Below are 13,397 nucleotides of genomic sequence, written 5' to 3' on the forward strand. Positions count from 1 at the left end.
AGCTTCGTGTGTCCTGAACTCAGTTGATCAACGAGCCGCGCAACGAGTGCGGTTGCGCCGCATCGATGTGCACATCGGCAAACTGGCCGATCAGCGTGGGATTATCGCAGCGGAAGTTGACGATTCGGTTGTTCTCGGTACGGCCCTGCAATTCGCCCGGGTCTTTTTTCGAATAGTCGGTGACCAGGATGCGCTGGGTTGAGCCGACCATCTGTCGGCTGATCTCGAAACCCTGCTGGTTCAAGCGATGTTGCAGGGCATTCAGGCGTTCTTTTTTCAGCTCTTCCGGGGTTTCGTCCAGCAGGTCCGCCGCCGGTGTGCCCGGGCGCTGGCTGTAGACGAACGAGTAGGAGAAGTCGAAACCGACGTCTTCGATCAGCTTCATGGTCTGCTGGAAGTCTTTTTCGGTTTCGCCGGGGAAGCCGACGATAAAGTCCGAGCTGATGCAGATACCCGGCACCGCCGCGCGCAGCTTGCGCAGTTTGGATTTGTATTCCAGCGCGGTGTGGTTGCGCTTCATCGCCGAGAGGATGCGGTCCGAGCCTGATTGCACCGGCAAATGCAGGTGTTTGACCAGCTCCGGCACTTCGGCGTGAGCCTGGATCAGGCTGTCGGAGAACTCCAGCGGGTGCGAGGTGGTGTAGCGAATACGCTCGATGCCGTCGACAGCGGCGACCACCCGGATCAGCTCCGCCAGGTCGGCCAGGCGCCCGTCGTGGGTCAAGCCTCGATAGCCGTTGACGTTCTGGCCCAGCAAGGTCACTTCGCGCACGCCGTTTTCGGCGAGGTGGATGATTTCCGACATCACGTCGTCAAACGGCCGGCTGACTTCTTCACCCCGGGTGTAGGGCACCACGCAGAAGGTGCAGTACTTGCTGCAGCCTTCCATCACCGACACGTAGGCACTCGGCCCGTCGATGCGCGGCTCGGGCAAGTGGTCGAATTTTTCGATTTCCGGGAACGAGACATCGACCTGCGGCAGCTTGGTGAAGCGTGCGGCGTCGATCATTTCCGGCAGGCGGTGCAAGGTTTGCGGGCCGAACACCACGTCCACGTAGGGGGCGCGGTCGCGGATCGCCGCACCTTCCTGGCTCGCCACGCAACCGCCGACGGCGATCACCATGTCCGGGTTGGCCAGTTTCAATTCGCGCCAGCGGCCCAGCTGCGAGTACACCCGGTCCTGGGCCCGCTCGCGGATCGAGCAGGTATTGAGCAGGATCACGTCGGCATCTTCGGCGCGGGCGGTGACTTCCAGGGCCTGGTGTTCACCCAGCAGATCGACCATGCGCGAGCTGTCGTACTCGTTCATCTGGCAACCGTGGGTTTCGATATAGAGCTTCTTGGCCATGGGGATCGTCAACTGGTGGTAAAGAACCGCGCATTATAGGGGGCATGCCCATTGGTTCCTAGCGTTGTGCATCGGGTGCCATGCTATAGTTCGCGCCCTCTTTTATATCCCCGATGTGTTATTCGCCCACCATGACCAAACGTGAAGCTCCAATCTATAAGGTGATTTTCCTTAACCAGGGCCAGGTGTTCGAAATGTACGCCAAGCAGATCTATCAAAGTGATCTGTGGGGCTTCCTGGAAGTGGAAGAGTTCGTCTTTGGCGAGCGCACCCAGTTGGTCGTCGACCCGGGCGAGGAAAAACTCAAGGCGCAGTTCGAAGGCGTGGTGCGCAGTTTTGTGCCGATGCATTCGATTGTGCGCATCGATGAAGTCGAGCGCCTGGGCACGCCGAAAATCAGCGAAGCCCGGGGCGTGAGCAATGTCATGCCGTTTCCGGTGCCGATGCCTGAGAAGTAAGGCTTAAGACCGCGCCGACCCCTTCGCGAGCAAGCCCGCTCCCACATCCGACCGAGTTCCACCTTTGGAATGCAGTCGAGTGTGGGGGCGGGCTTGCTCGCGAAGGCGGCAGTAAAGGCGCTACAGAACTCAGGGCAGCGGCGAGAATGGCGATCTGCCATCTGCGCTCTGCAGTTCCTGCAGGTAGTTGCGGAAAATCTGGCCCAGCACCTGGGTCGCGGTTTCCAGTTCATTGCGCTGCATGTGTTCGGCGACTTCGTCGGCAGTGTCCAGCGCGTCTTCGGCGCCGTTGACCGCCGCCATCTTCAGCACGATATACGCCTGAACGTTATTGGCCGGCACGCCTTCACCTTTGAAGAACATGGTGCCGAGCTGGAATTGCGCCTGCGCGTGGCCCTGCAACGAGGCTTTCTCGAAGTAACTCAAGGCTTTGTTGAGGTCGCGGGCGGGGTTCTTGCTGTCGTGGTAGTACTCGCCCAACTCGTATTGCGCCTGCGCATCCCCACCGTCGGCCTGTTTCTGGCACGCGCTCAGGGCTTCGGCCTGGCTGTCTGGCTGGGTATTGAGGGTGCAACGACCCATCGCTGGGATTAACAACGAGTTGCCGCCTGCTTGTGCATGTGCCAGCAGCGGCTGAAGGAGCAACAGGCAGCCCAGAACCAGGGTGCGGCCGGTGCGTTTCATGGGAATCGACTTACCTCTGACGGGGCGCGCGGATCCTCGGGGGATCCAATAAGCGCGCATTATGAAATAAGCAGGCCTCTGCTTACAAAGTCTTTACTCGTTTTTCTGCTGGTTGGGCAAGTTATCTGCCGGATTGCAGGTGGTTTCTCGAAAAAACTCGGAAATCTCTGTAAACAAAGTAGCAAATCAGACACCGCTGGGGCGGCGCCCGATTTTTTCCGTCGTTTATTTCAAGGCCGCGAAGGCGCGCTCGGCGGCATCGAGGGTCAGTTTCAGCTCGGCGTCGCCATGGGCGATCGAGGTGAAGCCGGCTTCGAAGGCGCTCGGTGCCAGGTACACGCCGCCTTCGAGCATCAGGTGGAAGAAGCGCTTGAACAGATCGGCATCGCTGCCCATCACGTCATCAAAGGTGACGATGTCATCGGCGCCGCTGAAGTACAGGCCAAACATGCCGCCCGCCTGGGTCGTCACAAACGGGATGCCGGCGGCATCGGCGCGCTGTTGCAGGCCGTCGAGCAGGCGGGTGGTGTAGTCGGTCAGCTCGGCGTGGAAGCCCGGACGGCTGATCAGGCGCAGGGTGGTCAGGCCGGCAGCCATTGCCAGCGGGTTACCCGACAAGGTGCCTGCCTGGTACACCGGGCCCAGCGGCGCGATGTGCTGCATGATTTCGCGCTTGCCGCCGAAGCAGCCGACCGGCATGCCGCCGCCGATGATCTTGCCGAAGGTGCTCAGGTCCGGCGTAACGCCGTAGTGCGCCTGTGCGCCGCCGAGTGCAACGCGAAAACCCGTCATCACCTCGTCGAAAATCAGCACCACGCCGTGCTTGTCGCACTGCTCGCGCAGGCCTTCGAGAAAGCCCGGCGCCGGTGGTACGCAGTTCATGTTGCCGGCCACCGGCTCGACGATGATGCACGCCACGTCTTGCCCGACTTCATCGAGCATCTGCTCGACGGCCGCGATGTCGTTGAACGGCAGGGTCAGGGTGTGTTTGGCGAACGCCGCAGGCACGCCGGCCGAGCTTGGCACGCCCTGGGTCAGCGCGCCCGAACCGGCTTTGACCAGCAGGCTGTCGGAGTGGCCGTGGTAGCAGCCTTCAAACTTGATGATGCTGTCGCGGCCGGTGAAACCACGGGCCAGGCGAATCGCGCTCATGGTGGCTTCGGTGCCGGAGCTGACCATCCGCACCATCTCCATCGACGGCACGATTGAGCACACCAGGTCAGCCATCTCGGTTTCCATGGCGGTCGGCGCGCCGTAGGAGAGGCCGTGTTCCAGCTGCTTGCGCACTGCGTCGAGTACGTCCGGGTGGCTGTGGCCGAGGATCATCGGGCCCCAGGAGCCGACGTAGTCGACGTAGCGCTTGTCATCTTCGTCTGTGACGTACGCGCCTTCGGCATGCTTGAAGAACAGCGGCGTGCCGCCCACGCTCTTGAACGCACGCACCGGGGAGTTCACACCGCCGGGGATGTGTTTCTGGGCATTGGCAAACAGGGTTTCGGAACGGGACATGATCGGGCTCTCTAAACTGAATATTTAAGAAGATCGTTAAAGGCGCGGGCGCGACGCGTCACTTCCTGGGTGCTGTCCGCACCGAACAGGCCGTGCACCACGGCCAGCAGGTCAGCGCCATGCGCCACCAGCGGTTCGGCGTTCTCCAGGGTGATGCCGCCGATCACGCAGATCGGCAGCTGCAGGCGCGCACGGGCCTGGGCCAGCATCGGGACGGTGGCGGCAGAAGCGCCCGGCTTGGTGTTGGACGTGAAGAAGCGGCCGAAGGCGACATAGCTGGCGCCTTCCTTGGCGGCCTGCTCGGCCAGCTCGATCTGGCTGTGGCAGGTCGCGCCGATGATCGCCTTGGAGCCCAGCAACGCGCGGGCCGGGGTCAGCGGGCCGTCGGTCTGGCCCAGGTGCACGCCGACGCCCAGGCGCGCGGCCAGCTCGGCGTCGTCGTTGATGATCAGTTGGGTCTTGTAGCGCGAGCACAGTTCGCGCAGCTTCTCGGCCTCACGCAGGCGCCGGGCTTCGTCGCTGCTTTTGTCGCGGTACTGCAGCAGGGTCACGCCACCGTCCAGCGCCGCTTCGACGTAGGCGAGGAACTTGCCAGCCAACAGTTGGCTGTCGGTAATGGCATACAGGCCACGTAGTTTCATCGGGCAGGCCCCTTCGAGCAGAAAAAGTTACGAGCAGAAATCCAGCGGCAACCGACGCGGTACGAACTGGCCCTGACCGAGTTGTTCGGCGTCACGCAGGGTGCGCCAAGTGTAGTTGAGGGCCGATTGCACCGCGCTGACCAACCCTTCGCCCTGGGCGATCCGGCCGGCCAGGGCACTGGCGAGCGTGCAGCCCGAACCGTGATAGCTGCCGGGCAAGCGCTGGCAGGTGAAGGTCTGGCGCGTGCCGTCACGGCTGTAGAGGCGGTTGTGCACTTCATGCTCGTCGCCATGCCCGCCGGTGATCAGCAGGTGCTTGATGTACGGCAGCAGTTTTTCGGCGCATTCGTCCGCCGTGCCCTCGGGCAGTTCGGCGAGGATGCGCGCTTCGGGCAGGTTCGGCGTGGCGATCAGCGACAGCGGCAACAGCCGCTCGCGCATGGCATAGCCGACTTCATCCTTGCCCAGGCTGCCACCGCCGCCGGCGCGCAGCACCGGGTCGCAGACGACCGGCAGGTGCGGGTGCGCCTGCAGCAGTTCGACCACGGTGTCGACCATCGCGGTGGAACCGAGCATGCCCAGCTTGACCGCTGCCACTTCGGAGTCGCCGAGCACGGCATTGGCCTGGGCCAGCACCCACTCGCGGTCGAGCACGCGGAAATCGCTGACGTTGACGGTGTTCTGCACGGTCAGGGCGGTGACGGCCGGAGCCGCATGGCAGCCCTGGGCGAGCAGGGCTTCGATATCTGCCTGCAAGCCGGCGCCACCACTGGGATCATGGCCGGAGAGACAGAGGACAACGGGGCGAGAGCTGTAGATATTCATGGTGCGCGAGCTTACCACCAAACGCTTTTTGCGTGGCTGTCGGGTGAGGGTTGAATGTTGCCGGAGTTGTGACGCTTTTTTGGCGCTTTTTCAGTCGAGAAAACCCGCTGAAACCCGCGTCCTAGAGCCTTTCAAAAAATTATTTCAATGGTGTCCAATGGCCTTTAGCGGCTATGCTAAAGTGGATCCAAACAACTTAATGTACCGCCGGTGTACGTCTTCTCAAAAGGAATGGGGGGCTTTTGACATAACCGGACACGCCACACTGGGGCTCTATGCGCTATTTGCTGATTTTATTGTTGTGCGGGCTGCCAATGCTCGCCAGCGCCATCGAGTTCAACCAGGACACGCGAAGCCTGCCGCTGGGCCGAGTCATGCAAGTGCTCGAAGACCCCACCGATGCGCTGACCATCGCTGACGTCAGTTCACCCGCCTACGCCGCCCAATTCAAGCCCCATGACAAAGCCACCCTCAACGCCGGCTATTCGCGTTCGGTGTTCTGGCTCAAGGTCGACCTGCATTACCTCGCCAAGGACCCGCGCGCGCCGCGCACCTGGTTTTTGGAGTTGGCCTACCCACCCCTGAATCACCTGGACCTGTACCAGAACGACGGCACCGGGACCTACCGGCTGACCTCCCGCACGGGCAGCGCATTGCCGTTTTCCAGCCGTGAAGTCCGCCAGAGCAACTACCTGTTCAAGCTCAACTTTGTGCCCGATCAACAGCAGACGGTCTACCTGCGCCTGCAAAGCGAAGGCTCGATCCAGGCGCCCTTGACGCTGTGGGCCGGCACCGCTTATCTGGAACAACAACCCCTGCGCCTGTCTGTGCTCGGGGTGATCTACGGCGTGCTGCTGGGGATGCTGGTCTACAACCTGTTCATCTACCTGAGCGTGCGCGACACCAGCTACCTCTATTACATCCTTTATATCGCCTCGTTCGGCCTCTACCAGTTGTCGGTCAATGGCGTGGCGGTGGAGTACTTCTGGCCGAACAACCCGTGGTGGGCGAACGCGGCGGTGCCGTTCCTGATCGGCTCGGCGGCGCTGTTCGGCAGCCTGTTCGCCCGCAGTTTCCTGCACACCGCGCAGCACAGCCGCTGGCTCAACCGCATCCTGCTGGGGCTGGCGGCGTGCGGCGCGGTCGTCATGGCGCTGGCGCTGCTGACCAGCTATGCGGTGGCCTTGCGCCTGGCCACCGGCCTGGCGCTGGTGTTTACCGTGACCATCTTCGTGGCTGCCATCAAGGCCTGGTATTGCGGCCAGCGCATGGCGCGCTATTTCATCATCGCCTGGTCGGCGTTCCTGCTCGGTGGGGTGATCAATACCCTGATGGTGCTGGGCTACCTACCGAACATGTTTCTCACCATGTACGCCAGCCAGATCGGTTCGGCGATCGAAGTGGCGCTGTTGTCCCTGGCGTTGGCCGACCGCATCAATTCCATGCGCGAGCAGCAGGCGCAGATCCTGTTCGATGCCAGCCAGAAGCTTGAAGTGCTCAACCAGCAGTTGGCGCGCAGCAACCGGCTCAAGGATGAATTCCTTGCGACCCTGACCCATGAATTGCGCACGCCGATGAACGGCGTGATCGGCTCCCTCGAACTGATGCAAACCGTGCCGCTGGGCGACGACCTGGCGCAATACCAGCAAACCGCCGCCGGTTCGGCGCGGGACATGATGCGCATGGTCAACGGCATTCTGACGCTGACCGAATTGCAAGCCGGACGCCTGACTCCCCAGCCCAAGGTCTTCAGCCTGCGCGGCGCGCTCGACGGTTTGCGCCAGCAATTCAATGCCAGCGCCCAGAGCAAAGGCCTGGCGTTTTCCATCGACGTGGCGGACGAGTTGCCGGACCGCGTGATGGGCGATGCCGACAAACTCCTGCAGTGCCTGGATTGCCTGCTGGACAACGCTTTCAAGTTTACCCATGAGGGCTCGGTGCGCCTGCGGGTGGTGGGCGTGCCGCAGAGTGACGGTGGCGTGCGCTTGAGTTTTATCGTCACCGACACCGGTATCGGCTTCGCTTTCCTCGACGAGGCCACGCTGTACCAGCGTTTCTTCCAGCTCGATGGCTCGACCACCCGCGAATACGGTGGCCTGGGGATTGGCCTGGCGATTTGCCGGCAGTTGATCGAACTGCTGGGCGGGCGCCTCACCCATCACTCCGAGCCGGGCAAGGGCAGTCGCTTCCAGTTGGAGATGCAGGTCAGCCTGGTCGCCCCGGAGCCAAAGCGGACACCCGATCGGCAGCGTGGCCCTCAGGATTGCGCGGTGCTGCTGGTGGATGACAACAGCGTGGGCCAGTTGGCTGTGCGCGGCATGTTGCTCAAGCTCGGTTATCGGGTAAAAACCGTGGACAACGGGCCGTCCGCATTGGCGAGCCTGCAGGCCGAGACATTCGACGCAGTATTGTTGGATATACCTGAAGGCGGTTTCTCGTTGTGCTGTCAGATTCGTGCCCTGCCTGGCTGCGCTGAGTTGCCGGTGATTGCCTTGAGTACGTCGCTGAATGTGTCCGAGCGCGAACATTGCCATGGCATCGGCGTCTCCGAGCGCCTGGCCAAGCCCGTGCGTTTCGACGCTTTGCAGGCGGTGTTGGAGCGTCGATTGTTGGGGCGAGTAGAGGGCGAAAGCGCCGGACATTCGGCGGGTATGCCACTTTTTTAAGCCCGGTGTCGGTGCTTAACTGAAATTCAGGCCTCAAATCGACGTGGCCTTTTTTCCAGGAGGCCCGTCATGAACCTGCACTCGTTCGCCGAAACCCACGACGTCACCAACCAGCCGCCATCCCTGGATGGCACCAACCTCTACCGCATCGACCTGCCCCTGCAAGAGTGGTCGCGCCGCTTCGGCGCCGGCTGGGCCGAGACGCGCATCGATGCCTACGGGGAGCTGGCCGGTGGGCCGATGATGGCGGCCGGGTTCCTGGCGAACCAGAACAAACCGGTGTTCAACAGCCATGACCGTTATGGGCATCGCATCGACCTGGTGGAGTTTCATCCGGCCTACCACGAACTGATGCGCATCGCCGTGGAACACGGCCTGCCGTCGTTGCCGTGGGCCCATCCGCAGTCCGGCGCGCATGTCGCCCGCGCGGCCATGACCTACCTGCACAGCCAGGCCGAAGCCGGCACCGGCTGTCCGTTGACCATGACGTTTGCCTGCGTGCCGGCCCTGCACCTGCAGCCGGATCTTGCGCAGACCTGGTTGCCGAAAGTCCTCAGCACCGAATACGACCCGCGCAACGTCGGCATTGCCCACAAGGGCGGTGCCACCATCGGCATGGCCATGACCGAGAAACAAGGCGGCACCGACGTGCGCGCCAACACCACCCGCGCCTATCCGGTAGGCGCCGGTGGCCCGGGGCAGGCCTACGAGCTGGTGGGGCACAAGTGGTTCTGCTCGGCGCCGATGTGCGATGCGTTCCTGACCCTGGCGCAGACTGACAAGGGCCTGACCTGTTTCCTCCTGCCTCGGCACCGCCCGGATGACACGCGCAACGAGTTCTATATCCAGCGCCTGAAAAACAAACTCGGGAATTGCTCCAACGCCTCCAGCGAAGTCGAGTTTCGCGGCGCCCTGGCCTGGATGATCGGCGAAGAGGGCCGTGGCGTACCGACCATCATCGAGATGGTCGCCATGACCCGCTTCGACTGCATGGTCGGCTCCAGTGCCCTGATGCGCCAGGCGTTGACCCAGGCCAGCCATCATTGTGCCCATCGTTCCGTGGGCGGGCGTGTGCTCAGCGAGCAACCGCTGATGCAAAACGTGCTGGCCGACCTGGCCTTGGAAAGCGAAGCCTCGCTGGCCTTGAGCATGCGCATGGGCCGGGCGCTGGATCATCTGGATAATGAGCAGGAAGCCAAGTTCGCCCGGCTGGTGACGGCGGTGGGCAAGTATTGGATCTGCAAGCGTGCGCCGGCGATGATCAACGAAGCCGCCGAGTGCATGGGCGGTGCCGGCTATGTGGAGGACAGCATCCTGCCGCGCCTGTACCGTGAGGCGCCGGTGAATTCCACGTGGGAAGGTTCCGGCAACGTGCAATGCCTGGACGTGCTGCGCGCCCTGTCCAAAGAGCCGGGCGTGCTCGAGGCGCTGTTCGTCGAATTGGGCGACGGGCACGGCGACAGGCAACTGGCGCGGCATATCGAGCAACTGAAGTCGGCGTTCATGGACACCCAGGACATCCAGTACCGCGCGCGGCAACTGACCGAGGACATTGCCGTGGCGCTGCAGGCCAAGCTGCTGCTGGAGGCCGGGAATGCGGCGGTCAGCGATGGCTTCATTGCCAGCCGTCTGGGTGAGTCGTCCGGCCGCGTGTATGGCACCTTGCCGCGGGGTGTCGATGTGGAGGCCATCGTCGCGCGCTCAACCCCGCAAACCTGATCACCCTCCCGTGTAGGCGCCGGCTCGCCGGCGATAGCGGCCTTGAGACATGTATTGAATTCAAGGGCCTTATCGCCGGCAAGCCGGCTCCTGCAAGGTAATGTGTTTCCAAATCGGTGTTTCGGTGTGGCCGGGATACAGGCAAGATAAAGGCCTGCACGTCAGAACACAGGATGCTTACCGTGACCGAAGCTTTTGTTGTCGTTCAAACCGCTGAAGAAGCCGTGGATCGGCTGGCGGCTCTGCATGAGCGTGCTACCGGCGCCCTCAACCAAGCCCTCAAGCAATACCTCAAAGACCGCGTCGAACCCGACGCCGAACAACGTGCGCTGTTTCGCTATCCGGAACTGCGCTTGACCTACCACTGCCACGGCGAAGTCCCACAGACCACCCGGGCGTATGCCAAAGTCCAGTTGCCGGGTACCTACAGCGTTACCGTCACCCATCCGGCGGCGTTCCGTAAGTACCTGCTGGAACAACTGGTGCCGCTGATGCATGACTTTACCGTGACGGTGGAAGTCGGCGTCAGCCAACAGAACATCCCGTACCCGTATGTGGTGGAGCAGGGCGACGAACTGGCCGGCTCCGGCGTAACGGCCGCGACCCTCGCCCGTGTGTTCCCCAGCACCGACCTGTCGGCCGCCACCGATGGCATCGCCGATGGCCTGTACGACTGGGAAAACACCGACCCGCTGCCCCTGGCGTTGTTCGACGCGGCGCGCGTGGACTTTTCCCTGCGCCGCCTGGTGCACTACACCGGCAGTGACTGGCGCCATGTGCAGCCGTGGATCCTGCTGACCAACTACCATCGCTATGTCGACCAGTTCATCTTGCATGGCCTGGAACAACTGCGCAGCGACCCGCGTTTCATCCGCATGGTGCTGCCAGGCAACGTGGTGATCGACAAGAGCATGGACCACGGTGAAGCATCGGCGATTGCCGCCGGCGTGGTGTGGCATCGCTACCAGATGCCGGCCTATCACCTGCAGGCCACTGATGGCCACGGCGTGACCCTGGTGAATATCGGCGTCGGCCCGTCCAACGCCAAGAACATCACCGACCACCTGGCCGTGCTGCGCCCGCATTGCTGGCTGATGATCGGTCACTGCGGCGGCCTGCGCCAATCGCAGACCATCGGTGACTATGTATTGGCCCACGCCTATATGCGCCGCGACGGGATTCTCGACCGCGTGGTACCGCCGAATATCCCGATCCCGGCCCTGGCCGAAGTGCAGCTGGCCTTGCAGCAAGCGGCGGCCAATGTCACCGGCGAAAAAGGCGAAGAGCTGAAAAAACGCCTGCGCACCGGCACCGTGCTGACCTACGACGACCGCAACTGGGAACTGCGTTGGGCCCAGGAGCGCCCGTTGATCAACCTGTCCCGCGCAGTGGCCGTGGACATGGAAAGCGGCACCATCGCCGCCCAGGGTTATCGCTTGCGCGTACCGTACGGCACCTTGTTGTGTGTGTCGGACAAACCGCTGCACAGCGAAATCAAGCTGCCGGGTTCGGCCAACGCGTTCTATGAACGTGCGGTCAGCCAGCACTTGAAGATCGGCATCGAGGCGGTCGACCTGTTGCGCACCGAACTCAACTCGCTGCACTCGCGCAAACTGCGCAGCTTCGACGAGCCGCCGTTCCGCTAAGCGGTTGGGATGGTCATTTAGCGGTCAGGCCACTAGCATTGTCGGTCCTGACCGTTAGATGTTCCTTTTGCCATGTCCCGTCCTGCTCGTCCCGATTCGCGCCGCCCCGGCGTGAAACCCCCGTATTCCGCTGCGCGTCGAGTCGCCAAGGCGCCACCGGCGGAGCCGAAGTTGATCCTGTTCAACAAGCCTTTCGATGTGCTGACCCAGTTCAGCGACGAAGGCGGGCGGGCGACCCTCAAGGATTTTATCGACATCCCCGGCATCTACCCCGCCGGCCGCCTGGACCGTGACAGCGAAGGCCTGTTGCTGCTCACCAACGACGGCCAGTTGCAGGCACGCATCGCCGATCCCAAGCACAAGCTGGCGAAGACCTATTGGGTGCAAGTCGAAGGCGAGCCGACCGAGGAGCACCTGCAACGCCTGCGCAATGGCGTGGAACTCAACGACGGCATGACCCTGCCCGCCGAAGCCCGGCGGCTGGATGAGCCTGCGTTATGGCCGCGCAACCCGCCGGTACGCTTTCGCAAAAACATACCGACTTACTGGCTGGAGCTGGTGATTCGAGAAGGGCGTAACCGTCAGGTTCGGCGCATGACCGCCGCAGTCGGGTTGCCGACCTTGCGCCTGGTGCGCGTGCGAATTGGCGATTGGTCGATCGATGGCCTGGATCAAGGCCAGTGGAAAGAAGTGCCGGCGCGCTTATAAGGCGCCGGACTCGATCAGGCCGATCACCACGCTCTTGATGATGAATGCAGCCACGCCCAGGCCGAGCACGAAGAACAGGATGAACGAGCCAAAGCGCCCGGCCTTGGACTTCTTTGCCAGGTCCCAGACGATAAAGCCCATGAAAATGATCAGGATGGTGACCAGGCCAGCCATCATCCATTCTTCAAACAGGGCGGGATCGATGTTGTTCATGGGCTCTTCCGACGGGGCAGGCGGCAAGTATAAGGCAGCGTCTTCAACACAACATTGATTTGGATCGAGGTACGGTCCAAATGTGGGAGCCGGTTTGCTCGCGAAAGCGCAGTGTCAGTCAACGCATGTATTGACGGAATCAGCGCTTTCGCGAGCAAGCCCGCTCCCACAGGGGATTTTCAGTGTTGTTGAAATCAGGTACGCAAATGAGTCAGCGGCAATTCGGTGCTGTTGAGCACCTGGTTCAGCACGAAGCTGGAGCGCACGCTGGTCACGCCTTCGATGCGGGTCAGGTGACCCAGCAGTAGCTTCTGGTAGTGATCCATGTCCGGCACCACCACTTTCAGTTGATAGTCGGCGTCCATCCCGGTCACCAGGCTGCATTCCAGCACCTGGGGCAGGGTGCGGATGGCCGCTTCGAAATTCTCGAAACGCTCCGGGGTGTGGCGGTCCATGCCGATCAGCACATAGGCGGTCAGGCTCAGGCCGAGCATCTTGCGGTCGAGCAGGGCGACCTGGCGTGCGATGTAGCCGTCGTCCTCCAATTGCTTGACCCGGCGTGAGCAGGGCGAAGGCGACAGGCCGATACGCTCGGCCAACTCCTGGTTGGAGATCCTCGCGTCGCGCTGCAATTCCGCCAAAATACTCAGGTCGTATCGGTCAAGCTTGCTCATTGGGTTGGCCTTTGTCGTAACTATTGCGGTGAATTATCCATGAAGGGTTAAAAATTGCGCAAGCACTGTTTATTGACGCAATCTTCGCAATCATCTGTCGGACGTTGGCGGGTATCGTTATCAACAGAATCACCGCCTGGACAACAGTCCACAGCAGCTCGCCCAATCAGGCCCGCTGCGGCCGCCACCCCAGCAGGGTTGAGTTGGCCTCCAGGCTGCACACTGTCCACAAGACGGCGTGAGGTGAGCCAACGTCAAAAGCGTTGAGCCAGGACGAAGTTCTCAAGGGGTGGCCGACGGGTCACC

The 13,397-nt window shown here is 62.2% G+C and carries 12 protein-coding genes; 5 read left to right on the forward strand and 7 right to left on the reverse strand.

Going from position 1 to position 13,397, the window contains the following annotated elements:
- Window positions 1-19: 19 nt before the first annotated feature.
- Window positions 20-1,348 (reverse strand): tRNA (N6-isopentenyl adenosine(37)-C2)-methylthiotransferase MiaB, encoded by a 1,329-nt coding sequence (gene miaB / locus BBG20_RS30540; protein WP_065910099.1) that lies wholly within the window; start codon window positions 1,346-1,348, stop codon window positions 20-22.
- Between the two features lie 131 nt (window positions 1,349-1,479).
- Between miaB and BBG20_RS30545 the strand changes: the two genes are divergently transcribed.
- Window positions 1,480-1,806: a DUF1820 family protein gene (locus BBG20_RS30545; RefSeq protein WP_065910336.1), complete on the forward strand. Its 327-nt coding sequence runs from the start codon at window positions 1,480-1,482 to the stop codon at window positions 1,804-1,806.
- A gap of 129 nt (window positions 1,807-1,935) precedes the next feature.
- On the opposite strand, the gene BBG20_RS30550 is transcribed toward BBG20_RS30545, so the two are convergent.
- From BBG20_RS30550 to BBG20_RS30565, 4 genes are all read right to left on the reverse strand, one after another.
- Complete coding sequence (locus BBG20_RS30550) at window positions 1,936-2,490, reverse strand: tetratricopeptide repeat protein (protein WP_065910101.1); 555 nt, start codon at window positions 2,488-2,490, stop codon at window positions 1,936-1,938.
- 225 nt (window positions 2,491-2,715) lie between these two features.
- Window positions 2,716-3,999 carry a glutamate-1-semialdehyde 2,1-aminomutase gene (gene hemL, locus BBG20_RS30555; protein ID WP_065910103.1) on the reverse strand — a complete coding sequence of 428 codons (1,284 nt, stop codon included), beginning with the start codon at window positions 3,997-3,999 and terminating at the stop codon, window positions 2,716-2,718.
- A gap of 11 nt (window positions 4,000-4,010) precedes the next feature.
- Window positions 4,011-4,640: a thiamine phosphate synthase gene (gene thiE / locus BBG20_RS30560; protein WP_065910105.1), complete on the reverse strand. Its 630-nt coding sequence runs from the start codon at window positions 4,638-4,640 to the stop codon at window positions 4,011-4,013.
- A gap of 27 nt (window positions 4,641-4,667) precedes the next feature.
- Window positions 4,668-5,465 (reverse strand): hydroxymethylpyrimidine/phosphomethylpyrimidine kinase, encoded by a 798-nt coding sequence (locus BBG20_RS30565; RefSeq protein ID WP_049711392.1) that lies wholly within the window; start codon window positions 5,463-5,465, stop codon window positions 4,668-4,670.
- 275 nt (window positions 5,466-5,740) lie between these two features.
- Here BBG20_RS30565 and BBG20_RS30570 point away from each other — a divergent pair, with 275 nt between their 5' ends.
- The 4 genes from BBG20_RS30570 (at window position 5,741) to BBG20_RS30585 (ending at window position 12,204) form a co-directional block, all read left to right on the forward strand.
- Window positions 5,741-8,131: a hybrid sensor histidine kinase/response regulator gene (locus tag BBG20_RS30570; protein WP_065910107.1), complete on the forward strand. Its 2,391-nt coding sequence runs from the start codon at window positions 5,741-5,743 to the stop codon at window positions 8,129-8,131.
- 69 nt (window positions 8,132-8,200) lie between these two features.
- A complete protein-coding gene (locus BBG20_RS30575) occupies window positions 8,201-9,850 on the forward strand; it encodes an acyl-CoA dehydrogenase family protein (RefSeq protein ID WP_065910109.1) in 1,650 nt (549 codons plus the stop codon).
- Between the two features lie 173 nt (window positions 9,851-10,023).
- Window positions 10,024-11,496, forward strand: coding sequence for an AMP nucleosidase (gene amn / locus BBG20_RS30580; protein ID WP_161630243.1), 1,473 nt, complete (start codon window positions 10,024-10,026; stop codon window positions 11,494-11,496).
- Between the two features lie 72 nt (window positions 11,497-11,568).
- Window positions 11,569-12,204 carry a pseudouridine synthase gene (locus BBG20_RS30585; RefSeq protein ID WP_065910110.1) on the forward strand — a complete coding sequence of 212 codons (636 nt, stop codon included), beginning with the start codon at window positions 11,569-11,571 and terminating at the stop codon, window positions 12,202-12,204.
- On the opposite strand, the gene BBG20_RS30590 is transcribed toward BBG20_RS30585, so the two are convergent.
- Window positions 12,199-12,408, reverse strand: a complete 210-nt coding sequence (locus tag BBG20_RS30590) for a DUF2788 domain-containing protein (protein WP_065910341.1) — start codon at window positions 12,406-12,408, stop codon at window positions 12,199-12,201. The two genes, BBG20_RS30585 and BBG20_RS30590, sit on opposite strands and share 6 nt — an antisense overlap.
- A gap of 203 nt (window positions 12,409-12,611) precedes the next feature.
- Window positions 12,612-13,091: an Lrp/AsnC family transcriptional regulator gene (locus BBG20_RS30595; RefSeq protein ID WP_003194418.1), complete on the reverse strand. Its 480-nt coding sequence runs from the start codon at window positions 13,089-13,091 to the stop codon at window positions 12,612-12,614.
- Window positions 13,092-13,397: the final 306 nt, after the last annotated feature.

This window comes from Pseudomonas aylmerensis, from assembly GCF_001702265.1.
GTDB lineage: Bacteria > Pseudomonadota > Gammaproteobacteria > Pseudomonadales > Pseudomonadaceae > Aquipseudomonas > Aquipseudomonas aylmerensis.

What these genes read in the sequence shown, in the direction of transcription:
- BBG20_RS30585 (WP_065910110.1), top strand. Translation starts at nt 11,569, where the DNA reads ATGTCCCGTCCTGCTCGTCCCGATTCGCGCCGCCCCGGCGTGAAACCC.
- BBG20_RS30550 (WP_065910101.1), bottom strand. Translation starts at nt 2,490, where the DNA reads ATGAAACGCACCGGCCGCACCCTGGTTCTGGGCTGCCTGTTGCTCCTT.
- BBG20_RS30570 (WP_065910107.1), top strand. Translation starts at nt 5,741, where the DNA reads ATGCGCTATTTGCTGATTTTATTGTTGTGCGGGCTGCCAATGCTCGCC.
- thiE (WP_065910105.1), bottom strand. Translation starts at nt 4,640, where the DNA reads ATGAAACTACGTGGCCTGTATGCCATTACCGACAGCCAACTGTTGGCT.
- amn (WP_161630243.1), top strand. Translation starts at nt 10,024, where the DNA reads ATGCTTACCGTGACCGAAGCTTTTGTTGTCGTTCAAACCGCTGAAGAA.
- BBG20_RS30575 (WP_065910109.1), top strand. Translation starts at nt 8,201, where the DNA reads ATGAACCTGCACTCGTTCGCCGAAACCCACGACGTCACCAACCAGCCG.
- BBG20_RS30595 (WP_003194418.1), bottom strand. Translation starts at nt 13,091, where the DNA reads ATGAGCAAGCTTGACCGATACGACCTGAGTATTTTGGCGGAATTGCAG.
- hemL (WP_065910103.1), bottom strand. Translation starts at nt 3,999, where the DNA reads ATGTCCCGTTCCGAAACCCTGTTTGCCAATGCCCAGAAACACATCCCC.
- BBG20_RS30545 (WP_065910336.1), top strand. Translation starts at nt 1,480, where the DNA reads ATGACCAAACGTGAAGCTCCAATCTATAAGGTGATTTTCCTTAACCAG.
- BBG20_RS30565 (WP_049711392.1), bottom strand. Translation starts at nt 5,465, where the DNA reads ATGAATATCTACAGCTCTCGCCCCGTTGTCCTCTGTCTCTCCGGCCAT.
- miaB (WP_065910099.1), bottom strand. Translation starts at nt 1,348, where the DNA reads ATGGCCAAGAAGCTCTATATCGAAACCCACGGTTGCCAGATGAACGAG.